We start from the raw sequence: 25,191 nt of genomic DNA, 5'->3' as shown, positions 1-25,191 counted from the left end.
CTCAAATATGCTGTATACACCATAACTACTGATAATAAAATCTAATAAACGACTAAACATGAAAAAAGTATATAAAAACATTTTTGGAGAAGTGATTTCAAAGGCCAGGGCTGAAAAGCTGGACGATTATCATTTATACTATTATGAGAAAGACTCTGAATTACTGAAAGAGATAGAGTTTCTTACCGAAGATGAAGTGTACAATATCAACTATTTTATGAATCATAAGGAAGATGAAGAAGAAATTGTGAATTACCTGAAAGAAAAATCTGACCTTTTTGATATTGAGAAACGGGAAACCAACGGAGACTTCATCATTGCCACAAACAAAATGTATTCATTAACCGTGGATGAAAAACCCCTGATCTCAAAAACAGTCTTTCATTATGATGATCCTGAAAACTTCATCTGTTCCCAGGTTCTGGATAACAAAACTCTGAAACCTATACTGGAAAGAACAACAAAGTGCTGGTATACTTATGATGAAAACGGTGAAAAATTTGCAGCCATAGAATTCAGCTACCAGGAAGACGGAAAACTTGAACTGGCTATAGATAAAACCCCTGATCCGGATGATGATTCTGAATGGGAGCACTACGATTATTCTACTTTTAAAGATCTGCAAAACAAAATTCCGGCAGACATAAGCTATTACAAAACAGCATTGCTGCTTCCTGAAACAGTGGATAAAGAACAGTAAGCTATAAATTACATAAAAAACAAACAGGCAACAGCTGAAATGGGATTTTCAGTTAGTTAATTTACTTCCTTTCAACATACTAGGGCTCCCCTTTTGTATTTCCTTCCTGTTAAATTATGTAATAAAACCATTACTCTAACTGTCCTATTATTAAAAGACATATGAAAGGATTTTTATTACTCATTGCCGTATATGTTTTAGCATCATGTAACGCACAGAAAAACAGACAGTTTAATATAGAAAAACATATCAGAGAATCTCTCAATACGGAAATAAACACCATATATCAACAGGGAATTTTCAACGGATTTGCTGTTTCTGTCGTTGATGGTGAATCTACACTTTATCAGCAGGGATTTGGCCATTCAGATGTAAAAAGTAAAAAGCAATATACCGATCATACGATTCAAAATATTGCTTCTGTTTCAAAGACCTTTGTCGGAATTGCCCTTCTTAAAGCACAGGAACTGGGAAAGCTGCATTTGGATGATCCTGTTCAGAAGTATTTGCCTTTCAAAGTGGCTAATCCGAACTTTCCTCAGGCCAATATCACCATCCGCCAATTAGCGACACATACCTCCTCGATCACTGACAATGAATTTTACCTTTCCAAAAACTATTATCTGAAACAGGATCAGAAGTTAGATGGCGTTAAACTTAATTTTGATGATGAACAGATTTTCAATCCTTCAGATTCAATTATTCCAATGAAATCATTTTTACAAAATGTACTCGCAGAAAACGGAAAATGGAATAAAAACAGCTTTTCATCACATCAGCCCGGAAGTATGTATGAATACTCCAACGTAGGCACCACGCTTGCCGCTTTCATCATAGAACAGGCCACCGGAAAGAGTTTCAGTGATTTCACCAAAGAATATATCCTTAAACCTTTACAAATGAATGATTCAGGCTGGAAATTTGAAGACATTAATTTCTCAAAGTTTTCCCGTCTTTATGAAAACCCTGAAACGGTTCTTCCCTATTATCATTCCATAACTTATCCGGATGGCGGACTGATAACCAGCATCAACGACCTGAGTAAATATTTATCCGAACTGATCAAAGGTTATAACGGCAATGGAACCATCCTGACTCCTGAAAGCTACAGAGAATATTTTAAACCCCAGCTTACTGCCAAAAACTTCACGGAAAGAAATGAGCAGAATCCTTACAGCGAATCTTACAATACCGGTATTTTTATAGGATATGGCTATACCGGATACATCGGGCATACCGGAGGCGATCCGGGTGTTATGTCTATCCTGTTTTTTGATCCTAAGAATAATCTGGGGCGCATCATGGTTTTTAACACCAATTTTTCGGATAAAAAAGGAAATGATGCTTTCTACGGAATATGGAATGTGCTTGAGAAATATCAAAGTAAACTCAGAAAGTAGCTTAGAATATAAATAAAAAAGCCGCTTCAAAAAAATGAAACGGCTTTTATGTATTATCCAAACTTTCTTTTCCTCATCCAGAAGAATAATCCTCCCAGCAGGCCTATTACCACTAAAGGCAGTAATAAATTCAGCCATTGCCAGTTTGCTTTTTCTTCTGTGACACGGTTCCGGTCCAACAGTCTTTCCTCAATATTCCTGTTTCTGAGAGCCATCAGGTTGCTGTCGTCCAGAAGATAATCCAGGGCATTTCTCAAAAACTGTTCGTTCCCGAATTCCTGGTTGGTAAGGCGGTCAATTCCCATCGGAAGCGGCTCACCTTTGTGCATTTTATTTCTTCCTACATCTCCGTCTGCAATAATGATCATTTTATTCTCGGGACTCTGACTTTTGAAGCCAGGATAACCTTTTCTTTCAATTCTTGATGCATAAGCAGAACTGAATTTCCCTTCCAGCGCAACAGCAAATATTTTTGGCGTACTTGGCTTTTCCATTTGCCCGAGGCTGTCCACACTTGCAATTTCTTTAAGGTCGACATAATTCGGAACCTGCTTCAGAAGTGTTCTTTCACTGGATTCAAAAAGAACTTTTGTTTTAATATTTTTTCTTCCACCCAAAGTATCAATGGAAGTAGGGAATTCAAATTTTACCGGGTTGATATTTTTCGTGATCGGATTATCATTTTCAGCAATTCCAAGCGGGAAATACGGCCACGGAAGGCTTGTATACTGCGGATTCCCTCCCACTTCACCGGTTACCAGTTTAAGAAGAGCAAATTTCTTTACATCTTTTACCAGTGCCGGATTGATCCTGATCCCGTAATTGAAAAAGAAATCAGTCATATTGATGTCCACAGGAAAAGGCATTACTTTTTGGGATCTTGTCAGTGTATCCATTTCAGCGTTAACGGCATCGATCATCCAAAGTGTCTTTCCTCCATTCATAATGAACTGGTCAAGAATCACTTTTTCATTATCTGTGAATGCTTTTCTTGGCTTTGCAATGACCAAAGCACTCATTTGCTTAAGTAAAGGAAGATCCTGCAGGGTAAGTTCTGTCTGGTTTTTTGGAATTACAGGACCTGCATCGTAGTTTTCCAGTGCCAGCTGCATGAAGCTGTGAAATTCTTCCGGTCCAAGTTCATCATGATTGACAAGGATTCCTACTTTCTTTCTCTTGTCTGCTGCAATATTCTTGATGTTGGAAACAAGGCTGTATTCCAGGCCTTCGATAGATCTTGTAAGCTGCTGATCGGCATCTATTCCTGCCTGCTGTACAACCAGAGGGATAGAAACTCCTCTTTTATCGTATTTTATAACGGCATAAGGAAAAAGTGTGATCTGCGAAATCTTTCCGTCTTTAACATCCGGAAGAACCGAAGGCTGCATTCCCATGGCCATCAAAGTATCCTGGGACATCTTTGTTTTAATGGGATCAATAAATTTAAAATCTATTTTCGGATTGATCTTTCTGAACTCTTCCAGCATGAATTTGGTTTCGCTCTGAAGCTGCTTAAAGCTTGCAGGGAAATCACCTTCAAGGTAAACGTCTACTGTGAGCGGTTTCTTTACAGATTCCAGCACTTTTACAGTATTATCGGAAAGGGTATATCTTTTTTCTTTGGTTAAATCCAGCCTGATTCCGGAAAATGTAAGCAGGATAACCAAAGGTACAACGGCAATTAAGAAAATTCCTAATGGGGATTTAATATCAAACTTCTTCATAATGCTACTTCTTTTTAGTGATAAAATGGTTGGACAATAATAACGTAGCACCGATGATCAGGATAAAATAGGCCACATCTTTAAGATCGATAAGACCTCTTGTAAAGCCAAGAAAATGCTGATAAAACCCTATATTCTGAAGTATAAAATCTGCACCGCCCAGAAGCTTGTAGCTCGCCAGCTGTTCTATTCCGAAATACATGATAAAACACATGAAAACGCCCAGCAGATAAGCCATGATCTGGTTCTGGGAAAGTGACGAGGCCAGAATTCCTATTCCTGCAAAAGCTGCAATAAGAACAATCAGCCCGATATAGCTTCCAAAGGTCATTCCCAGGTCAATATTTCCCTCAGGAACTCCTAAAACATATACGGTATAAAGATAAATCAATGATGGAATAAGGCACAGAACGCCAACAATCCAAACTGAAAGAAATTTCCCTGTTACCAGATCTGAAACTTTTAACGGCTGAGAAAAAAGCCAGTTCAGTGTTCCTGTTTGCTGCTCTTCTGCAAAGGTTTTCATGGAAAGTGCAGGAATAATGAACATCAGCAGCCACGGAACGAGTACGAAATAGCTCTGTAGAGAAGCCATTCCGATATCAAAAATATTGGAATCATTCTCGAAAAAAAACAGGAAAAGAGCTGTGATGAGGCTGAAAGCGGCAATAATAACCCATGCGCTCCAGTTTCCAAAGTAGCTCCAAAGTTCCTTCTTTAAAATTGCAATCATAGTTTTTTGTACAATGTAAAAGCAGGTGTATTTATGTATTTATATGTACATCCGGCTTCAACAATTATTTGTTTTTTTTATTCTTATTAACGAGTTTAACGGTCATCATGATCAGAAATACAATAACGAAAAATCCTGTAATTAATTGCCACCAGTATTCAATAACCGAAGATTTAAGGATTACGGTAAAAACCACCAGAAATAAAATGAATGTAGCGATTTCGTTCGCCTGTCTCAGTTTGATATTGGGGATTTCCATTGTATTACCGTTCAGTTCTTTCAGCTTCAGTACTTTTTTCCAGCACCAGTAATGGTAAACTGCAAGCCCGATCAGGAATGTAAGTTTTAAATGAAACCAGGGCATTTTCATCAGTCCGGTATTCAGAAATACCATAATGATTCCGCAGACAGCCATAATAATACCGGCCGGAACTGTGATGATATTCCACAGCCTTCTGGCCATGAAAGTATACTGTTCTCTCAGAATCTGTTTCTTTTCTTCTGCAAATTCATCGGTATCTTTATAGTAGACAAAGATTCTTACGAGATAAAAAATTCCCGCAAAATAGCTTACCATGAAGATAATATGCAGTGCTTTGATTATGGTATAAAGCATTTTTTTAAATAATGGCAAATATAATGTTAATAACAAAAATATTTGGTAGAAATAGTATAAAAAACACTTCGACTCTGTTCATTATGACATTATTTACACTAACTGCTCTAATTTTATCAAAAATTAAACGTAATAATGAGAACTGTCATGCTGAACGAAGTCGAAGCACATATATTGAATTTTACAATTAAGAAATGATTCCCAATTCTTTTCCTACTTTTTCAAACGCTGCAATGGCCTTATCAAGATGTTCTCTTGTGTGCGCAGCGGAAAGCTGTACTCTGATTCTTGCTTTTCCTTTCGGAACTACAGGATAGAAGAATCCTATTACATAAATACCTTCATCCATAAGCTTTTCAGCCATTTTCTGGGCAAGAGGGGCATCGTATAGCATTACCGGAACAATAGCAGCGTCTCCATCCGGAATATCAAATCCTTTGGCAACCATCTGGGTTCTGAAATATTCTGCATTTTCCATTACCTGATCACGAAGAGAAGTGTCACTGGAAATCATGTCCAGAACTTTCAAAGCTGCACCAACAATACCAGGCGCTAATGAGTTTGAGAACAAATATGGACGTGAACGCTGTCTCAGCATATCAATGATCTCTTTTTTACCCGAAGTAAATCCTCCAAGAGCTCCTCCCAAAGCTTTTCCTAATGTAGAAGTGATAATGTCCACTCTTCCCATTACTTCGTTCGCTTCATGAGTTCCACGGCCTGTTTTCCCGATAAAACCTGTAGCATGAGAATCATCTACCATTACTAAGGCATTGTATTTTTCTGCAAGGTCGCATACGCCTTTAAGGTCTGCCACAATACCGTCCATTGAGAAAACTCCATCCGTAACGATAATTTTGAAACGGTGATTTTTTTCGGAAGCAGCAATCAGTTGGGCTTCCAGGTCAGCCATATTGTTATTTTTGTAACGGTATCTTGCGGATTTGCATAAACGTACACCGTCAATAATTGAAGCATGGTTCAGTTCATCTGAAATAATAGCATCCTCTTCGGTAAACAACGGTTCAAAAACACCACCGTTTGCGTCAAAACATGCAGCATATAAAATAGTATCTTCAAGGCCTAAGAAATCTGCAATTTTCTTTTCCAGCTGCTTGTGAATATCCTGTGTTCCGCAGATAAAACGTACAGAAGACATTCCGTAACCATGAGATTCTATCATGTCCCGGGAAGCTTTCATTACTTCCGGATTGTTCGACAGCCCCAGGTAATTGTTTGCACAGAAGTTTAAAAGTTTTTTTCCATTGGCTTCAATTTCTGCACTTTGCTGGGAAGTGATGATTCTTTCTCTTTTGTAAAGGCCATCATTTTCAATGTTTTGCAATTCGTTCTGTAAATGCTGAAGATATTTTTCAGAGATCATTTTTAGTAATTTTTTAGATGTGCTAATTTAATAAAAAGGCTTTAAAGTATCAGCTTTTATAAGTTTAATTCTAAAAATGAAGGTTAATTTCAGTTTTAACATTATTAGTCTACTAATTTAGTAGGATAATAATTATATTTGTCCTTTAAATTCAGGAGTATGAGATTGACACCGATACAAAAAGTAAAGAAAATAAGTTCCGGAAGCTTTATCAGCAATCATATGAAGCCGCGTTTTCCTGTTATTATGGAGGATTTTATTGATCCGGAAAGTCCCGCTTTCAAAAAATGGAATTATGCGTATTTTAAAGAAATAGCTGGCGAACATAAAGTTAATATTTACGGCAGCGAACTTGAATCTTTGGATAAGGTAGCAAGCAGCCCGATTGGACAGACTACATTTGCAGAATATCTGGACCTTATAAGTACTGCCCCAACTGAGCACAGGCTTTTTCTATTTAACCTTCTCACAATCAGGCCGGAACTTAAGAGTGACATTCATTACAACGATGTTACAAACGGAAAAATTTTGAAATGGCTGCCTTTTATGTTCTTCGGAGGTGAAGGTTCTATTACCAGAAACCATATTGATATTGATATGTCTCATGTTTTCATCACTCAGTTTCATGGGATTAAAAGGATCTGGCTTTTTCCCTGGGAGCAGTCAGATCTTATGTATAAGCTGCCGTATAATTTTCACAGTCTGCCTAATATTAAAGATCCTGATTACAGGGAATTTCCGGCCTTAGTCTATCTTGACGGTTACGAAGCCTTATTAGAGCCGGGTGAGACCCTTTATATTCCATCCGGATGGTGGCATTATATACAATATGAAACTGAAGGATATTCTGTTTCCGTAAGGGCTCTCCCATCGAGTCTGCTGGAAAAATGGCGTGGCTTTAAAAATATGGTAGTCACAAGAAACTTTGATAATATAATGCGTAAACTCTTCAAAGAAAAATGGTTCAAATATAAGGTGAAAACCGCTAGAAGAAGAGGAGCTGCTGCTGCCAGAAAACAAAAAAACTTTCTGATCTGAAAGCTTTCAATAAGGTTTTAACAATTAAATTATTAAATAATGGAATTTATCTATGTATATTATCCGCAGAACGCCTCCTATATCTCTTTTATCCGATCTTTTAAATTAAAAAAGAAAGCCTCCATTACTGAAGGCTTTCCGGTTATTAAAGAATTATTTTTTTATGAATTTGCTTGTATATTTTGAATCTTTCGTTAAGATGTGGATGATATAATTTCCACTGCTGAGACCGGACACATCTACTATTGAACTGCTCTTATCTATCACATCTGCTTTTACTGAAGAAACAGCCTTTCCGGACATATCATAAATAGAGATCCCTGTGATCTGCTGGTTGTTTTTTAGGCTTACATTCAGTTCCCTGTCGGTAATAGCCGGATAAACTGAAAGCCCGGATTTCTGAGCGCTTACCTCATTAGTTGATAAAACCGTTCTTGTTACTGCAAAAGTATCTACTCCTACAATATTTGAATTGGTTCCGTCAGGACCTCCATTGGTAACAAAATAACGGAAAGCCATTCTCATGCTTGTATCGGCAGGCAATCCCGAAACGGTATAGGAATACTGGGTCCAGGTCAACGGATAACCATCTACTACGGTAGTATTATTGGTAAGATTAGGATTGATAGACACTGCAAGATTCGTGTAAGACCCTACTCCGGCAGCTCCCGAAGGTGCAACTGATGCTGCTCCCTGGTCACTCAGACGGAACTCAAGTCTGTCTGCATATGAACCATTCGTTCCTCCTTTTCTTGAATAAAAAGAAATAACATCCCCGTTTTTCACTGTAATGGGCGGGGTAATAAGCCAGTTACTAATAGTCCCGGTTCCTCCCGTTGTACTGTTAAAATTACATAAGGTAAAAGAGGTAGTTCCTCCTGCCTGTCCACCACCTGAAAAAGCGGTTCCTCCTCCCTGTGCCCATGTACTGGCTCCTAAAGGGCTGCTTTGGTTAGTAGTCGTCCAGCCAGCTCCAGCCAAAGAACTGAAGGTAGTGAATCCTTCGCTAAAAATAACCTGTGAGAAAGCTGTGATACCAGAAGCTAATGACAGCAATAGTAGAATTTTTTTCATAACATTTTGATTTATTTGTTGAACTAAATATAATAAAATAAATTAAAAATTCAAAAATTTTTAACATAAAAACACATTTTAAACAAGAGATTATATTTCAAAAATCAATTCTAAAATGAAAATTCTGAAGCCTTCAACAGGTAAATAAAAAAAGTATTCCAGCTGTAAACTAAAATACTTTTTGATTTTTTATAGTATGAATCTTTTTTAAATGTCTATTCTACTGTTTTAAAAATTTTATCTTTTTATCATCAATGGTAAAAAGATAAGACCCCGGGACCAGTACTGAAATTCCAACTGTTTTTCCAGGCTGATAAACTGCTTTTCTTATCAATTTCCTATCTATACTATAAATTGAATATTCAGCAGGCCTGTTAACTCCTTTGATATACAGCTCATTTTTTGCAGGATTTGGGTACAGTGCAAAATCTTCCTTCTCTACAGATGATACGCTTAGTGTATTATCCTGAATTACAGTGGAATTTTTTTCTAAAATCTGGTATTCATAATTAAATTCAACGCTGGCTACCGGAAAAGGTACTGCCTCCAGAAACCCCTGGTTATTAGCTGTATGATTCAGTACAAAATAAGCAGTCTGCCCACCGGTTCCGTTTACCTTGATAGGCAACGGCATTTCAAAAAAGCTTACGATAGGGCTGCTCTGCGTTTGGGAAACTTTAAACAGAATCTGATTTCCAATCTGTCTCCATTTTGTAGTATAGGCAGGATAACCTTCACCATATAACCAGTCATTGAAGAACGGTGTAAAATCTTTTCCTGTAGACTGAAGCAGGGATGCGTTAAAATCAATAGTTTTAACATAGCTATAAGCTAAATTCGGTCTTGCATGATATTCTTTTAACGCCTGGTAAAAAGCCGCATCCCCAAGAATCCATTTAATCATTCGTAAAATATAGGCCCCTTTTGCATACGTCAGCCTGTTATCGAATATCCTGCTTACATTGGACAGGCCAGCATCCGGAACGTAGGTAGATCCATTGGGAGAAGAGGTAATATTATTAATTTCCCCCAGCAGGAAGTTTTTGAACTCTGCATTGGTCATCAATAGCTTTTCATTGGCAAGAATAGCACCGAAAGTAGCAAAACCTTCGTTCAGCCAGATATCATTCCAGGCACCGCAGGTTACTTTATCCCCGAACCACTGATGGGCAAGCTCATGGGCAATAAGACCCTTGCTCCAGCTTCCCATAGATGACATGGTCTGATGTTCCATTCCGCCTCCGAACTTAAACTGCATGTGCCCGTACTTTTCATTACGGAAAGGATAAGGTCCAAAATAGGTTTCGAATGTATTCATCACCTGCTTTGTCCATTCAATATTGGCCATACTCGCAGCATCAGCATTGGTAGACGGATATATGTAATTAACGAATGGAAACGGAGGATTTCCCATCGTATCGTTAATTTTAACGAAATTAGTAATGGAAAGCGCAATCAGATAAGCCGCAGTAGGGTAAGCAGTTCTCCAGAAAGTAAGTTTCTGGTTGCCGGGAAGTGTTGTTTCAGACATCAGCTTTCCGTTGGCCGCAACATTATACTGTGAAGGTGTTGTGATTTTAAAGTCAAACCTTTCAATCTTATCATTCATGCTCTGTTTGGTCGGAAACCAGTCCTGTGCCCCATAAGGTTCACTCAGAGTACATAAAATAGGTGTTCCGCTCTGCAAAGTGGTTGAAAAAGCATTTCCGGGAGTTGGAGCTCCTGAATAATGAATCGTTAATGAATCCAGTGTATTGGCAGGAACAGAAGCTGGAAAATCAATCTTTATTTCTTTTGTAGGCAGCTGCTGGAAGGTAATACTGCTTCCGTGATACTGCACCTGGGAAACAATCATATTATCCGTCAGATCAAAATAAATGCTGCTCATATTCTGATTGGGCTTGAAGTGAGAAGTAACTGAACCTGCAATATTATATACCGCAGGATCTAAGGTGACATTCATCCTTTGATACTGCAGATCGTAGTTTAGAGTATTGGGATTAATATTGTAAGCAGTCATTTTGTTCGCAAAAGATTTCATTTCTTTTGCGATGAGCCCTTTTATTTCGATATTTTGATCCTGCACTTGTCCATAGAACTGCTGAGAGATCAGAAAGCTCAGAATCAGAAGGTAAAATTTTCTCATATTCAGAATATTAGATTGTAACCAAAGATAAAAAAAACCTTCTAATCATTGATTAAAAGGTTTTTATAATATTAAAATAATATCTTTTAGAGATCCAGAGCCGGTTCAAGAATTTTTTCCATTCTTTTCTTTACCATATCTACAGATCCTGAATAATTGTTTACCATTAAAGAAAACACCAGGGTTTTTCCTGAATTGGTTTTCAGGTATCCTGCTAAAGTCTTTACTTTATTTAAAGTTCCAGTTTTGGCAAAAACCTGTCCGTTTCCTGCACCTATGAACATTCTTTTCAGTGTTCCGGACTGTCCGCCAACCGGTAATGAAGTAAAATAAGTTTTGTAATATTTTTCATTCATTAAAGAGGTTAGGAACTTTACCTGGGAAATCGGCGTTACATTATTGCTTCTGGAAAGTCCGCTTCCATCCATATAATTCAGGCCAATCATATCAAAGCTCTCATCTTTCAGGTGGCTGGTTACAACTATTCTTCCTGATTCTGAAGTCTGATCGCCCAGTTTCTGGAAACCAGCGGTTTTCAGCAATGCTTCTGCCAGGGAGTTGTCACTATGCTGGTTGGTGTAGAATATAATATCCCCTAATGTAGGAGATTTATAGGCTGATACCAGTTTTCTGCTTTCCGGGGTTGCATCCGTCATTCTAGGGGTCACCTTTCCTGTTACGGCAATTCCGCTCTTTACCAGTGTTGTTCTGAACGTATTGGCAAGGTAAGCGGGCGCATCGGGAAGTTTTGTTGTTAAAATACCATCTCCTTCATACTTATCTGCATATACCATTTGGTTGGCATACGGAGACATATAGAAATATTTTTTATCAGAAACCAAGCCTGATTTTTTCATGATCAGCTTTTCGTTGGCAGGATTGATCTCACGTGTAGTTCCTACAGGCAAATAATAGTTATTGTTTTCAAGCCATACAACATTTTCCGGAAGCCTTGTAATATTGCCTTTGAAAAGCGCTGTCTGAATGATAATATCACCATTTACCTTTCGGATACCTTCACGGGAAAGTCCGCCCATGAAATCTGAAATAATGTCCCTGTACGACCATGCTCCTGCTTTATTGGTTCCTAAAGAAGGGTCACCACTGCCTACAACATACAGATTTCCGTTTAAAGTTCCATTTTCATCAATAGTTCCTGAATATTCCAGCTGTGTTATCCAACGGTAGTTTTCGCCCAAAAGGCTCAGTGCTGTTTCCGTGGTAAGCAATTTTGTAGTGGAAGCCGGAACTAAAGGAGTATTTTCATTGTACGAAGAAATTACCTTCTTCGTTTTAGGGTCATACACTACGAATCCCCAGTTTGCATTTTTCAGCACAGGATCCGCCATCATTGTGTTTACATTAATATCTACAAGTTCCTTGGCCGACAAAACCGTTCTCTCCGCTACTGAGGTAACCGGAGAAGGAAGGTTTAAAGTATTCTTCTGATTTTCGTAAGCCTGTGAGTAAAGAACTGTAGAAACGGTAGATTGGGCAAGGAAAAACCCAGAAGCCAATACCGCTACACCTGAAATATATTTTCTGTAATTTACCATCTATCTTTTTTTGGTTCCATAGTTTGACACTCTAAAAAGTGATAAGTTAAATCATCCGGTTAAAGAGCCAAACACTTTATCAACGATCAAAAGTAGAAATTATTGTTTTAAAAAGGATTACAGAGTTCTTATAAAAGAGTGTAAAGTTTGTTAAAAATTGTTAAAAATCCACAAAAACATCTTTTTTAATACTTTGATAAGCAGTGATTTCATCGAATTCATTCAAACTTAATAACACCATTTTTTTGAATTCATCATATTTTTTCCCGCGGGGAAGCTTAAGCATAATCTGGAACTGGTATAAATTATTAAGCCTTGCAATCTGCGCTCTTTCCGGGCCCAGGACACATTCTTCCGGAAGATATTTCCTTAAAACAGATCCTAAAAACTGGGAAGCCCGGTTTACTTTGTCTTCTTTTCTGTGTTTCAGCTCGATCATAATCAGCTTTGTAAACGGCGGATAATGGAATTTCTGACGTTCGGTGAGGATATATTTATAGATTTTTGCAGGATTGTTCATCTTGATCAGCTGAAAAACGGAATGATCCGGATTATAGGTCTGAATTAAAATCTTTCCTTTCCCGGAAACCCTTCCGGCTCTTCCCGAAACCTGGGTAATCAGCTGGTAAGCTCTTTCTTCTGCCCTGAAATCCTGAACATATAACAAGGAATCTGCTTTAGGAATAGCCACAAGCTCGATATGGTCAAAATCAAGTCCTTTGGATATCATCTGTGTTCCTACAATAATGTCTGTTTCTCCTTCTTCTATTTTTTCATACAGCTTTTCATAGGCAAACTTTTTACGCATGGAATCAACATCCATACGGTCCACTTCACTGTTAGGGAACATTTTGGATACTTCTTCATGGATCTGCTCTACTCCCACTCCTCTTTCATTAAGGTTTTCCGAATGGCATTTCGGGCAGGTTCTCGGTTTTGAGGCTCTCTGTCCGCAGTAATGGCATTTCATTTCATTGGCTGCCTTATGATAGGTCATTACAACATCACAGTTTGAGCAATAATTAACATAGCCACAGGTTTCACATTCTATTACATTGGCATAGCCACGGCGGTTATGAAGCACAATGGCCTGGTTTTTCTGGTCCAGTGTTTTTTTGATCTCATCAATTAAGTGTAAAGAGAAATTTCCGGTAACCTTTTTGGATTCCTGGGCTTCTTTAAAATTGATGATCTCATATTCAGGCAAATTCACATTCCCAAATCTTTCATTCAGGAAAATATATTTTATTTTATCTTTTCTGGCGTTGTAGTAACTTTCTACAGAAGGTGTTGCAGATCCCAAAATCACACCGGCTTTGTAGAAGTTCCCCAAAACGAGCGCTGCATCTTTTGCATTGAAATAAGGGGATGCTTCTCTCGGTCTGTACGCGGAATCGTGTTCTTCGTCTACAATGATGAGCCCAAGATCCTGAAAAGGCAGAAACAGTGAATTACGGGTTCCGATAAGGATTTTAATATCATTCTGCTTAATTCTTCTCCAAACTTCGACCCGTTCAAAATCCGTTAATTTCTGATGATAGAAACCGAGCTGCCGGCCGTATTTTTTTTCTAATCTTTGGGTAATCTGTTTGGTCAGTGAAATTTCAGGAAGCAGGAACAGAACATTTTTACCTTCCTGAATGCATTCTTCAATTTTTTCCAGATAAATGTGTGTTTTCCCTGAGGAAGTAACACCGTGCAGCAACACATTTTTCCCTTCTTCAAAAGCTTCATCAATCTCAGTTTTAGCTTCCTTCTGCTGTTCGGAAAGTTCTTCCAGTTCTTCAATTTCGCCCTCGTAACTTTCGATCCTGTCTTTCTGCATGTGGTATTCTTCAACAAGGCCTTTATCTGCAAGTCCATTAAAATGGGACGTCCCAAAATACCCGTCTTCAAACAGTTCAGATTTTTTAACCGGAATATCCGGATGTTCCGTCTGCTTTTCTAAAATCGCCAGGAAAAGATCTTTCTGTTTCGCTGCCCTGTTAAGTTTTATGAGAATATCTGTAAGATTCTGATTTTTAAGCACCTCATTACTGATTTTAACATAGGCTACTTCTTTGGCTTTATATTTTTCAGCTATTTTTTCATCAATTTCAATATATTGCAGGTCAATCAGGGAGTTGATCGTTCTGATAATCTCTTTTTTCGGAATAAACGCTTCTATATCGGTAAGATTGATGAGCTGGCGCACTTCCAATGCCTGGATAAGGTACATTTCATTGACATCCAGATTTTCAAAATCAACCTTAATATTAGGCCTCAATTTTAAATAGGTTTCACTTTCCAGTTTCAAAGAGGACGGAAATGCAAAACGGTAGATCTCACCAAGACCACAGAGATAATATTCTGAAAGCCAGTTCCAGAAACTGATCTGCTCTTCGGGCAGAATCGGTTTGTCATCCAAAATACTGATGATTTCTTTTGCAACAAAACTTTCCGGTGTACTGTGATGAATTTCAAAGACAATTCCGGTATAAATTTTCTTTCCGCCAAACGGCACCAAAACCCGCATTCCCAACTGAATTACAGGCATAAGTTCTTCAGGAATCTTGTAGGTGAAAGATCCTTTTAAATTAAGTGGTAAAACAATTTGGGCGTACTGCAAGGGAAATTTTTAAAATGTAAAATTAGATTTTTCTTTAGAGAACTGCAATTTTTTATTAGGATCGGATGGTAAAACAGGCTCATGCTATTTTTCTGATTATAGCTATCTTAAAATAGGAAATCTATTTTTTACTCTCGCACATTGAGCAGATTATGCAGATCAAGAATAACGCAAACATCTGCTTGATCAGCTCAATCTGCGAGAGAATATTTTAATTATTTAATTAGGTATTATTGTTACCTTGCTATGAATAGCAGTCTTTTGCTTATCAAAACATTGATTTTAAAAAAGAATCTCAGTGATGTGATACCAGACCGCAGAGGTAAGGAACCCGACAATAATACTGAAGCCAATAATAAGATTGGTAAGTTTGGTATTCAGCCTGAACTGTTCTGCGATAATACTTGAGGTGACTACAGTTGGCATTGCAGCTTCAAACACCGTTATCTTGGCTACATCTCCTTTTATATTGAAAAGTAACGCCAATCCAAGAACAATGGCTGGTGCCAAAATCAGTTTATAAAGCATGGAAGTGGACATCTGGGGGACAAGTTTTTTCCATCCGTTAAATTTCAGCTGAAGCCCTACTGAAAATAATGCCAATGGACTTACTGTTGCCGCCAGTTTATCAAAAAAGGGTTCTGCAACGGTGAAATCAATAAACTGCGATAATACCAATGCAGCGATGCATCCTATTAATGGTGGAAATGTGACCAGCCTTTTTAAAATAAATATTGCGCTTACTTTGCCGGATCTGCTCCCCCTTTCACCGCTGCTATAATTCCCAGTGTTGAAAGGGCAAAAAACATGGTTTGGTCACAGATAATGGCAATACTTAAAAGACTTTCACCATAAAATGCACTGATCAGCGGAAAACCGATAAAAGATGTATTGCTGTAACCGCTGGTAAGTTCCAATGTACTTCTGGAACGCCTTGAATAGCCTTTACTTTTACTGTAAAACATCATAAAAAAGAAACAGAAAACAGAAATAAGAAAGGTAGCCGCAATGGGGAACAGCATTTCTGTTGTCCACTTTACTTTTGGCAGATATTTAAAGGAAACTGCGGGCAGGGCAAGGTAAAGAATCCAGGTGTTGATTCCCTTGTGGGCATCAGGATGGATCGATTTTGTTGCTCTGAATACCATTCCTGCAATAATGCACACTGCAATAAGAACAAAATTTACCATACTATTTAAGAAATATAATACAAAGTTACGGCTGATTTTTTAGTTATCCCTTTAAAAATCAAGAAAGAAAATCAATTTTATTTAAAATAAATTTCAGCTCAGAATTCATGGGTTATTTTTTAAATCTTACTGATTGAGTGGGTTGGGCACATTTTTGCTGGAACATACTATTTTAATTTTGTAATGTATCCCAAAGGCTCATCATTTTAATATTTTCCAGAGGCTTTGAAAGTTTGATCCGCTTTGAAGTATTGGGAAAAAGATCAAAGAAATTATCACTGAAATGAGCTTCTCCCATTAAATAAACATCTTTTGCCAAAACATCTGTGGAAATTTCAACCTCATCTGATGTGATTTTTTTAATGTTGATAACGGGTTTAGCTAGCTGAAGTTCTTTGGGTTTTGAGAAGAAATGCTGATTAACCGCAAGAATTCCCCCGTACTTGTCTTTTAAAGTTAACTGTAAAAAAACTTTATTCCTGTCAGATTCAGATATCAGATTCTTGATTTTAACAGGATCAAACTGCAGAATATTTTCCAATACTTCCGCTTTCGAAACTGCCATTACCTGTTTTAAAACTTTCCCCTGAAAATTTAATATTCTCATTTCCAGCGTAATATTATTAAAGCTCTTTACTCCATCATTAACAGCATAAAAGTTTAAAATCCCATCTTTTTCCTCAGTTAAAATGGCCTGTTGTTCAAAACTCCTTTTCATCTGATAATGTAACGCTTTCCAGTTCCCCAGATAGTCAATGGATGACCAGGAAACTACCGGCCAGCAGTCGTTCAGCTGCCAGTATAATGTGCCCATATTGTAAGGTTGTGAGCGGCGATGGGCTTCAACAGCGATTTTCATTCCACGGGCCTGAAGAAGCTGGGAAATGTAATTGTATTTTACAAAGTGTGAAGGCACTTTATAGTCCCTTTCCATATACTTCCCAATGATTTCCCATCCTCTTGTGTTCTTTTCATGGGCTTTAATCACAGGATTCTGAAGGCTGAGATCGGACGTTCCGGAAAACATGGATTTTACAGCTTCAACACCCGGCATTCCCTGAAAACCGTATTCTGACATGAAACGGCCTACTTTTTCATTATATATTTCAAATGGCTGCTCTCCCCACCAAACTCCCCAGTAATGGGAATCTCCTTGTGTGAGACTTTCCTTATGTCCCCATCCAACAGACGGTGAACTTGGCCAATAGATATTTTTATCAGGAGTAAGCGTTGTCTGTAAGGTATTTGGGATCACATCATGAAAGAGTTTTTTATAGTCTTTCCAAACCTGGAGTGAATCTTGTTTTGAGTATTTGAACTGCTTCTGATAGCCCCAGTTGACAATGGCTTCATCAATTTCGTTATTTCCGCACCATAAAGCAATGGACGGATGGTTCTGAAGCCTGCCGACCTGATCTTTTATTTCTTCTTTTACATTATTTAAAAAAGATTCATCAGCCGGATAAAAGCTTCCTGCAAACATGAAATCCTGCCATACCAAAATACCGTTTTCATCGCAGGCTTTGTAGAATTCATCATCTTCATAAATACCACCACCCCACACACGGATCATGTTCATATTGGCATCTTTGGCATCTTTGATAAGCTGATGATACTTTTCTTTGGTCATCCTGGGCGAAAAACTGTCGCCGGGAATCCAGTTGGTTCCTTTGGCATATAATGGTTTTCCATTGACCTTAAAATAGAAGGATTTTCCGGCTGTATCTTTTTCCTGAACCAGTTCTACCGTGCGAAGCCCATAGGAAACCTTGGTATCATAAATGATCTGGCCTCTAGCAGTGAGCAGGCTGATTCTTGTAGCAAGCAGTTGGGATTTCCCCCATCCGTTAGGCTGCCATATTTTGGGATTTTTAATTTTATAGGGAACAGCAATTTTATTGAGGCCTTTTTTAAGGTAAAAACTATATTTGCCTTTATTCATATTGAACCAGGCTGTATATTCTCCTTCATTGTCTGCAAAGATTTCCATATTAAAAGAAACTTCAGCCAGTGTATTTGTAAGGCTATGCTGCTGAAACTGAATATTCCCGACTTTTATCTTATTCCAGAATTCCAGGTTTACATCTTTCCAGATCCCGGCAGTGACGAGTCTTGGACCCCAGTCCCAGCCAAACTGGTACTGAGCCTTTCTTACAAAACTTCTTGGTGATTCCGGCATGGTAAACGGAACTTTTTTGGCCAGTTCTTTTCCTTCTTTTACTGCAGACCTGAATATAATTCTAAGTTCATTATTCCCTTCTTTCAAAAGTTCTTTCACCGGGATTTCCCATTTTCTGAACATATTATCTGTTTTCTTCAGCAGTTTTTCATTCAGATAGATTTCTGAGAAGGTATCCAGGCCGTTACAAACAAGGTCAATATGTTCATTATTCAGTTCTTTTGATGATATATTAAAACTGGTCTGATATTCCCAGTCTTCGTTTTCTATCCACTGTACTTTTTTCTCATTTTCATCTTTAAAAGGATCAGGAATCATCCTGTTATTCATCAGATCAAGATGAACAGTACCCGGAATTTTTGCAGGCAGCCAATTATTTTCCTGTGTATTTTTGAACTGCCATTTTTCAGAAGACAAGCTTCGTTTTGTCATTTGAGCAACCATAATACCCTGAATAAAGAGGAAAGCAAGAAGGATAGATTTATTCATTAATAAGTTTGTTTACAATTCTGTGGATCCCATATTTAATAAGTTCACTATTAAAATTTATCAGTAGCCCCAGCTTCAGATCAGTTAGTTTCAGATAGGTTAAAACCTGCGAGTAAAAAACAGGATTCAACTCAAGGACTGCTTTTATTTCAACAATAACCTTATTTTCAATTATTAAATCAATTATATAAGCATTTTCTACTGTAACTTCTTTATACTTTAAGGGGAGGGAAATCTGTTGTTTCACATCCATTCCCAGTTGTTTCAGTTCATAAACCAGAGCTGTTTCGTAGGCTTTTTCCAGTAATCCAACTCCTAAATTTTTATGTACTTCTATTGCGGCTCCTATTATTTTATAGGATATTTCGTTTTCTGTCATTCATTTGTGTCTTATGTTTTTTTATCTAGTTAAATAGAATATTCCAATATGATTTGTTATTTTTTTGACGCAAAGCTTTATTATCTATGCTTTAGATTTAAGGAATGCAAAGGGCAGAATCAACAAGTTGATTCGATTAAGCAAGCGCATATCCATTCAGCTTCATTTCGACGCAGTCAGATCCTTTGCTTTACTTAAAATTTAACATCATTCTATATAAACTTTGCGTTAAAAAAACTATTTATTTTTCAAAGCAATAACTTCATCTGCATTGGCAAAAGCCCCACCATCCGTAATTGCTGAAGAATGAAAGTAACCTGCATTTGTAAATTCCCGGATTTCTTCAATATTGGTAGAACGAAGTCCGCCACCGACCAGAATTTCAATTCTCCCGGCGGAAAGTTCAACCAGTTTTTTTAAATTTTCCTTTCCTTCGGAAACGTTGGGCTTCTGACCTGAAGTGAGAATTGTTTTAAAGCCACAATCAATGACTTTTTCCAGGGAATCTTCAAGATCATCTGCCCTGTCGAAAGCACGGTGAAAAGTACATGGAAGAGGGTTTGCCATTTCGACCAGAATTCTGTTATGCTCTGTGTGTACCTTATCATTTTCATCCAGAATTCCAAAAACAAAACCGTCTACTTTCAGAGATTTTAGTTGGAGCAGGTCCTTTTGCATCTGTTCAAATTCAGCCTCTGAATAGATGAAATTTCCTCCTCTTGGGCGGATCATTACAAAAACCGGGATGTTTATTTTTGCTCTCAGTTCTCTAGTAGTTTCAAAACCGGGGGTTGTTCCGCCTTCGCTCAGCCCGTCACACAATTCTATTCTGTCGGCTCCATTTTCAAAGGCAATTAATGCCGATTCCGGATTGAAGCATGCAATTTCTATTTTTGACATTTTTTTTTAATTTAATATTTAATCTTTTTCAAGAACATCGGCTATCAGGAATTTATCATCTTTTTTCACAACCCCTATTTTACGGTCAAAAATAGCCTTCGCTCCTTCATCTGTTATTTCCACATCGAAAACAAAGGCATTATTTCCGGAAATTGCGTCCAATTCACATTTTCCAACTCCAATATTAATCCAATCCTGTTCAGAGATCAGGAATCCGGTGTTTATTCCTGCATATTTTGTATTGAATTTATTTTTCCATTTATCCTGAAATTCCTTCAGGGTAAGGCTTCCGTCAACATCCATATCTACATTGGCAGCATCGGTTTTGTATTCATAGTAATCTTTTGTAGTGATGTCCTGCATCCTCTTCTCCTGATCAGAAATGTCTGCTTTGAAATAGCTTACAATACTTTTTTCCAGCCATTTTTTTGCTTTCTCAGCTTCAGTGGAGCTATTTACAGCAATATTTTCTTCTACGGCATTGATATCAGCATCTTTTTTGGTATTATCCTGACAGCTTACAGCCAGAAATAAGGAAACGATAATTATATTTCTCATTATTAAATCAAGTGATTATTTCAAGGCAAATTCCGGTTTTTCCAGACGGTTCCCTTTCTGATCGTATACTGCAAAATTAAATCCGTCCTGTATACAGTAAGAGCCATATTCTCCTTTTTTATTTAAAGCAATAAAACCAACCTGGATATCTTTCAGGTTTTTATTTCTTCTCCGGGCAATTTTTACAATTCTTTCTACCGCTTCTTTACAGGCTTGCTGAGGGTTTCTGCCCTGTCTCATCAGTTCAACCACAAGATGGGTTCCTACTGTACGGATCACCTCTTCGCCATGACCTGTAGCTGTAGCAGCCCCCACTTCATTATCTACAAATAAACCAGCACCAATGATGGGGGAATCTCCTACCCTTCCATGCATTTTAAAGGCCATTCCGCTGGTAGTGCAGGCTCCGGAAAGGTTTCCCTGGGCATCAAGGGCGATCATTCCGATGGTATCATGGTTTTCAATATTGGCAACCGGCTTGTATTCGCTCGTTTTCAACCACTCTTTCCATTCTTTTTCTGAATCGGGAGTAAGAAGGTTTTCTTTTTTAAATCCCTGCGATAATGCAAATTGCAGCGCTCCATCACCAACCAGCATAACATGGGGTGTTTTTTCCATCACTGCTCTTGCTACGGAAATAGGATTTTTAACATATTCCAAACAGGCAACTGAACCGATATTATAGTTTTCGTCCATAATACAGGCATCCAGCGTAACCCTGCCATCCCTGTCCGGACGACCTCCATAGCCTACACTTCTTTCAGACGGATCTGATTCTACGAGACGGACTCCTTTTTCTACTGCATCAAGGGCTTTCCCGCCTTTTCCCAGAATGGTCCATGCTTCTTCGTTTGCTTTCAGTCCGAAATTCCAGGTGGAAAGAACAATAGGTTTTCCGGCTGTTGAATGGTTTTCGGGCAGTTCTCCGGCAATCAGATCCAGTGGATTTACGGCAAGTGCCAGAGAAGCAGCAGCCGTTTTTTTGATGAAGTTTCGTCTACTTTGCATATTTGAAATATTTGACTTCCAAATTAGCAATTTTCCCGCTGGCAGAAAAGGAAAAGACCACAGAATATAGCACTGTGATCTTTAATTTTTTATTGTTATGAAATAATTTATTTTGAAATAATTGGAATTAGCAGACGATGATAACAAACACTATTTTACAGAATAGTTTCTAATTTGCACCAATTTCATCAACGAATAACCACGCTTTTGAATCTGCACCGGGGTTTCCGGCAGGAATAATACCTGCATTTTCTATTGTAAGCCTAATATATTTTGAATTCTGATTTCCTACATTGAGCTTTATTTTTCCTTTTGAATTCAAGATCTCGTTTTCCCCGATTTCTTTGATCAGTTTGAAATTTGTCCCATCATCAGAAATAAAAATCTGTGCAGATTTTGCAAGATGAATCCAGCTTCCTTTGTTTTCCAATGTATTAAAATAAACTTCTGAAAATGCTGTTTTCTGTCCAAAATCAATTGTTGCTATAACATCTTTTCCCTGGAAACCCAGCCATGTTTTACCCAACTGTCTTGTATTTCCTATAATTCCGTCTACCAGCGTAAAAGCTCCGCCAAAAGAGTAATTTTCACTCGGTTGCTGTTCCAGTGTAATTTTTTTTCCCGTTGTTTTGGAAACCGTAAATTCCTGTGAAGAAACGGCACTTTTCAGCTTTCCATCCTCAAAATAGGCAGATTTAACGGTTAAAGATTTCGAAACAGCAACAGGCCCCTGATAGATCTGTGAACTTATGGAAGGTTCTGTTCCGTCTGTTGTATATCGTATTCCCTCTGGATTTTGCGATACTGTGAGCTCATAGGCAATACCATTACTGGCCGGAAGTACTTTTCCTGAAATGTTATAAATGCTTTTGGCATAATTCACTTTCATTTTATCCAGAACTTTGAACTGCCTGATTACCCTTCCTTCAAATTCTTTATAGTTCTTAGAATCAGCAGTGCCCCATCCAACTTCCGAAAGTGCCATCAGTCTTGGGAATATCATGTATTCTACCTGCTTAAAACCGGTAATATATTCTGTCCATAAATTAGCCTGGACTCCTAAGATATATTTTGCCTGTTCTGCGTTCAGCTCTGCAGGAACAGGATCATAGGAATAGACTTTTTCTAAAGGGGTAAATCCTCCGAAAGCATTGGGTTCTGACTGTGGATCTCCCTGATAATGATCGAAATAACAATAAGCTCCCGGTGTCATTACAGCAAAATGCCCGGATTTTGCGGCTTCTATTCCACCGTTTACGCCTGTCCAGCTCATTACGGCAGCATTTGGAGCCAGACCTCCTTCAAGGATTTCGTCCCAGCCGATAATCTTTCTGCCTTTGCTGTTGACATATTTTTCAATTCTATGGATGAAATAGCTTTGTAAACCATGTTCGTCCTTCAAATTATTCTTTTTGATGAGTTCCTGGCAGTGGGAACATTCTTTCCATCTTGTTTTCGGACATTCATCTCCGCCAATGTGAATATATTGGGAGGGAAATAGCGCTATAACTTCATCCAGAACATTTTCCAGAAAGGTGAATGTTTCTTCTTTCGGGCAGAAGACATCATCAAAAACGCCCCATTTTGTAGCGGACTCAAACGGCCCTTTTGTACAGGCAAGTTCAGGATAGGCTGACAAAGCGGCCAAAGCATGACCTGGCATTTCAATCTCGGGAACTATGGTAATGTGCCTCTGTTCAGCATATTTAATAACTTCTTTAATCTGTTCCTGGGTGTAGAAATAGGGCCCATAAGGCTTTCCGTCAAAAGTATTATCAACGTAAGCACCAATCATGGATTCTTTACGTTTTGATCCGGTCTGGGTAAGCTTTGGGTATTTTTTGATCTCAATTCTCCATCCCTGATCGTCTGTAAGGTGCCAGTGAAAGGTATTCAGCTTATACATGGCCAGATAATCAATATACTGTTTCACCTCATCAACGTTGAAGAAATGACGGCAAACGTCAAGATGCATTCCTCTCCACGCAAATTTAGGATAGTCATTAATTTCCATAGCTGGAATTTCTTTATCTTCTTTATGCTCTTCAAATAATTGAATTAATGTTTGAAGTGCCAGAAAATAACCCTGATTTGTATTAGCAGTTATAAAAATTCTTTTGGAGGAAATATCAATAAGATATTTTTCTTTATGTTCAGGATCAATCGGGGTCTTTAGTTGCGGAATCGGAACGTATATCATATCAGCTCCTTCTATTTTACTGCTGTTCTGAAATTTAATCCGGGAACCAAGACGTTTTTTGAAGTATTCTGTTTCTTCTTTGGGAAGTTTATCACTCAGTATGAGTGTTTCGGGAATGATGAACTTGCCTTTCTGCATAGTTACACTTTGAGGATAAGGGATCAGATCAGGCTTCTTCTGAGCATGAAAAACGGTGGAAAAAATAACAGAACACATAAAAAGAAAACGTCGCATTTAGGTATGATTAAGGTTTTAGCTAAGTTAATTATTTTCCAAAACTCTTTGAGCATTTAACTTATTAAATAATAAATCATCTAAATTTGCAAAAAAGATACAATGAGAAAAAATATTCTATTCGCTGCAGGGTTATTATTTTCAGTTTCTGCACAGGCACAATTGATGGATATTATTAAATCTACAGTTAAGAACCAAACCGGAATTGACCTTGAAAATCCTACAAAGCCTAAAACCTCTACAACAGGTACCACAAGCACTACAACTACTACGACCTCAACTCAAAATTCTTCTGTCAATCTGGGGAACCTTACTTCAACACAGATTTCTTCAGGATTAAAGGAAGCATTGAGCCTTGGGGTAACTGATGGTGTAAAGAAACTGGCTTTAACCGATGGCTTTTTAAAGAATGAAGCTGTAAAGATTTTAATGCCTGAAAAGTTAAGAAAAATAGATACTACCCTGCGTTCTATAGGAATGGGAAGTCTTGCTGATGAAGGTGTAAAACTGTTGAACAGAGCTGCTGAAGATGCGGTAACAGAGGCTGCTCCTATTTTTACCAAAGCTATTACCTCAATGACAATCACAGATGCTAAAAATATTTTATTGGGGAGTGATAATGCTGCAACCAGTTATTTACAGTCCAAGACGCAAAGCCAGCTGTTTACAGCTTTCCAGCCAAAGGTAAAAGCTTCTCTGGGAAAAGTGGGTGCAGATACAGTCTGGAAAAACCTGATCTCTAAATACAATACTTTTACAGGACAGTCTGTAACAACGGATCTTAATGAATATGTTACCACAGAAACTATTAACGGGGTATTTAAAATGGTAGCAGATAAAGAAAGCGGGATCAGAAATACGCCGGCCATGAGAACGACTTCTATTTTACAGAAGGTTTTTGGGGCTCAGGATGGGAAATAAGTTAAAGATTAGTATTACAATCTTGATGCTATAAAATACAAAAGCTATCTCTTTTTTTGAGTTAGCTTTTTCTTTTGTATTGAAACAAAAGAAACAAAAAGTCAAGACCTGGAAATTGAAATAAAAATCAATAAAAAAACCTTGCCAGTGACAA

At 37.9% G+C, this 25,191-nt stretch carries 20 protein-coding genes; 4 read left to right on the top strand and 16 right to left on the bottom strand.

All coding sequences use genetic code 11. The features are described from left to right. The first annotated feature begins 58 nt into the window (after positions 1 to 58). Both HNP36_RS02320 and HNP36_RS02315 read left to right on the top strand, forming a co-directional pair. On the top strand, positions 59 to 700 hold the full coding sequence (locus tag HNP36_RS02320) for a hypothetical protein (RefSeq protein ID WP_184160881.1): 642 nt from the start codon (positions 59 to 61) through the stop codon (positions 698 to 700). A gap of 161 nt (positions 701 to 861) precedes the next feature. Next, on the top strand, positions 862 to 2,100 hold the full coding sequence (locus HNP36_RS02315) for a serine hydrolase domain-containing protein (RefSeq protein WP_184160884.1): 1,239 nt from the start codon (positions 862 to 864) through the stop codon (positions 2,098 to 2,100). Between the two features lie 53 nt (positions 2,101 to 2,153). Here HNP36_RS02315 and gldG read toward each other — a convergent pair whose 3' ends face one another. The 4 genes from gldG to kbl all read right to left on the bottom strand — a co-directional run bounded on the left by gldG (position 2,154) and on the right by kbl (position 6,557). Then, a complete protein-coding gene (gene gldG, locus HNP36_RS02310) occupies positions 2,154 to 3,824 on the bottom strand; it encodes a gliding motility-associated ABC transporter substrate-binding protein GldG (protein ID WP_184160887.1) in 1,671 nt (556 codons plus the stop codon). Between the two features lie 4 nt (positions 3,825 to 3,828). Beyond that, complete coding sequence (locus tag HNP36_RS02305; protein ID WP_184160890.1) at positions 3,829 to 4,557, bottom strand: ABC transporter permease subunit; 729 nt, start codon at positions 4,555 to 4,557, stop codon at positions 3,829 to 3,831. Between the two features lie 64 nt (positions 4,558 to 4,621). Further along, the gene (locus tag HNP36_RS02300) at positions 4,622 to 5,173 is read right to left on the bottom strand and encodes a CopD family protein (protein ID WP_184160893.1); all 552 of its coding nucleotides are present in this window, start codon (positions 5,171 to 5,173) and stop codon (positions 4,622 to 4,624) included. A 187-nt stretch (positions 5,174 to 5,360) separates the two neighbouring features. Then, positions 5,361 to 6,557 (bottom strand): glycine C-acetyltransferase, encoded by a 1,197-nt coding sequence (gene kbl / locus HNP36_RS02295; RefSeq protein WP_184160896.1) that lies wholly within the window; start codon positions 6,555 to 6,557, stop codon positions 5,361 to 5,363. Positions 6,558 to 6,716: 159 nt separating this feature from the next. On the opposite strand from kbl, the gene HNP36_RS02290 reads away from it, so the two are divergent. After that, positions 6,717 to 7,595 (top strand): cupin-like domain-containing protein, encoded by an 879-nt coding sequence (locus HNP36_RS02290; protein ID WP_184160898.1) that lies wholly within the window; start codon positions 6,717 to 6,719, stop codon positions 7,593 to 7,595. 153 nt (positions 7,596 to 7,748) lie between these two features. On the opposite strand, the gene HNP36_RS02285 is transcribed toward HNP36_RS02290, so the two are convergent. The 12 genes from HNP36_RS02285 to HNP36_RS02235 form a co-directional block, all read right to left on the bottom strand. Continuing rightward, positions 7,749 to 8,669 carry a T9SS-dependent choice-of-anchor J family protein gene (locus HNP36_RS02285; RefSeq protein WP_184160901.1) on the bottom strand — a complete coding sequence of 307 codons (921 nt, stop codon included), beginning with the start codon at positions 8,667 to 8,669 and terminating at the stop codon, positions 7,749 to 7,751. Between the two features lie 220 nt (positions 8,670 to 8,889). Beyond that, positions 8,890 to 10,815, bottom strand: a complete 1,926-nt coding sequence (locus HNP36_RS02280) for a M1 family aminopeptidase (RefSeq protein WP_184160904.1) — start codon at positions 10,813 to 10,815, stop codon at positions 8,890 to 8,892. An 86-nt stretch (positions 10,816 to 10,901) separates the two neighbouring features. Then, positions 10,902 to 12,371 carry a D-alanyl-D-alanine carboxypeptidase/D-alanyl-D-alanine-endopeptidase gene (dacB, locus tag HNP36_RS02275; protein ID WP_184160907.1) on the bottom strand — a complete coding sequence of 490 codons (1,470 nt, stop codon included), beginning with the start codon at positions 12,369 to 12,371 and terminating at the stop codon, positions 10,902 to 10,904. Between the two features lie 160 nt (positions 12,372 to 12,531). Then, positions 12,532 to 14,979 carry a primosomal protein N' gene (priA, locus tag HNP36_RS02270; RefSeq protein ID WP_184160910.1) on the bottom strand — a complete coding sequence of 816 codons (2,448 nt, stop codon included), beginning with the start codon at positions 14,977 to 14,979 and terminating at the stop codon, positions 12,532 to 12,534. A 282-nt stretch (positions 14,980 to 15,261) separates the two neighbouring features. Then, positions 15,262 to 15,657: an AEC family transporter gene (locus HNP36_RS19245; protein ID WP_262889225.1), complete on the bottom strand. Its 396-nt coding sequence runs from the start codon at positions 15,655 to 15,657 to the stop codon at positions 15,262 to 15,264. A gap of 62 nt (positions 15,658 to 15,719) precedes the next feature. Further along, entirely contained in the window at positions 15,720 to 16,169 is a 450-nt protein-coding gene (locus HNP36_RS19240) for an AEC family transporter (RefSeq protein ID WP_228456219.1), read from the bottom strand. A 172-nt stretch (positions 16,170 to 16,341) separates the two neighbouring features. Further along, complete coding sequence (locus HNP36_RS02260) at positions 16,342 to 18,837, bottom strand: beta-mannosidase (protein ID WP_184160913.1); 2,496 nt, start codon at positions 18,835 to 18,837, stop codon at positions 16,342 to 16,344. Further along, positions 18,830 to 19,216, bottom strand: coding sequence for a GxxExxY protein (locus HNP36_RS02255; protein ID WP_184160916.1), 387 nt, complete (start codon positions 19,214 to 19,216; stop codon positions 18,830 to 18,832). The genes HNP36_RS02260 and HNP36_RS02255 overlap by 8 nt, the downstream gene beginning before the upstream one ends. Positions 19,217 to 19,453: 237 nt before the next feature. Beyond that, on the bottom strand, positions 19,454 to 20,116 hold the full coding sequence (locus tag HNP36_RS02250) for a copper homeostasis protein CutC (protein ID WP_184160919.1): 663 nt from the start codon (positions 20,114 to 20,116) through the stop codon (positions 19,454 to 19,456). 18 nt (positions 20,117 to 20,134) lie between these two features. Further along, entirely contained in the window at positions 20,135 to 20,674 is a 540-nt protein-coding gene (locus HNP36_RS02245) for a hypothetical protein (RefSeq protein WP_194304109.1), read from the bottom strand. A 15-nt stretch (positions 20,675 to 20,689) separates the two neighbouring features. After that, positions 20,690 to 21,682 carry an isoaspartyl peptidase/L-asparaginase family protein gene (locus HNP36_RS02240; RefSeq protein ID WP_184160922.1) on the bottom strand — a complete coding sequence of 331 codons (993 nt, stop codon included), beginning with the start codon at positions 21,680 to 21,682 and terminating at the stop codon, positions 20,690 to 20,692. A gap of 169 nt (positions 21,683 to 21,851) precedes the next feature. Beyond that, positions 21,852 to 24,116: a family 20 glycosylhydrolase gene (locus tag HNP36_RS02235; protein ID WP_184160925.1), complete on the bottom strand. Its 2,265-nt coding sequence runs from the start codon at positions 24,114 to 24,116 to the stop codon at positions 21,852 to 21,854. Between the two features lie 102 nt (positions 24,117 to 24,218). On the opposite strand from HNP36_RS02235, the gene HNP36_RS02230 reads away from it, so the two are divergent. Next, positions 24,219 to 25,037: a DUF4197 domain-containing protein gene (locus tag HNP36_RS02230; protein WP_184160928.1), complete on the top strand. Its 819-nt coding sequence runs from the start codon at positions 24,219 to 24,221 to the stop codon at positions 25,035 to 25,037. Positions 25,038 to 25,191 lie beyond the last annotated feature (154 nt).

Origin of the sequence: Chryseobacterium shigense, assembly GCF_014207845.1 — a bacterium.
In the GTDB taxonomy this organism is placed as follows: domain Bacteria; phylum Bacteroidota; class Bacteroidia; order Flavobacteriales; family Weeksellaceae; genus Chryseobacterium; species Chryseobacterium shigense_A.
The sequence above is the reverse complement of the archived record's forward strand: the minus strand, read 5'-3'. Positions and strand labels throughout refer to the sequence as shown.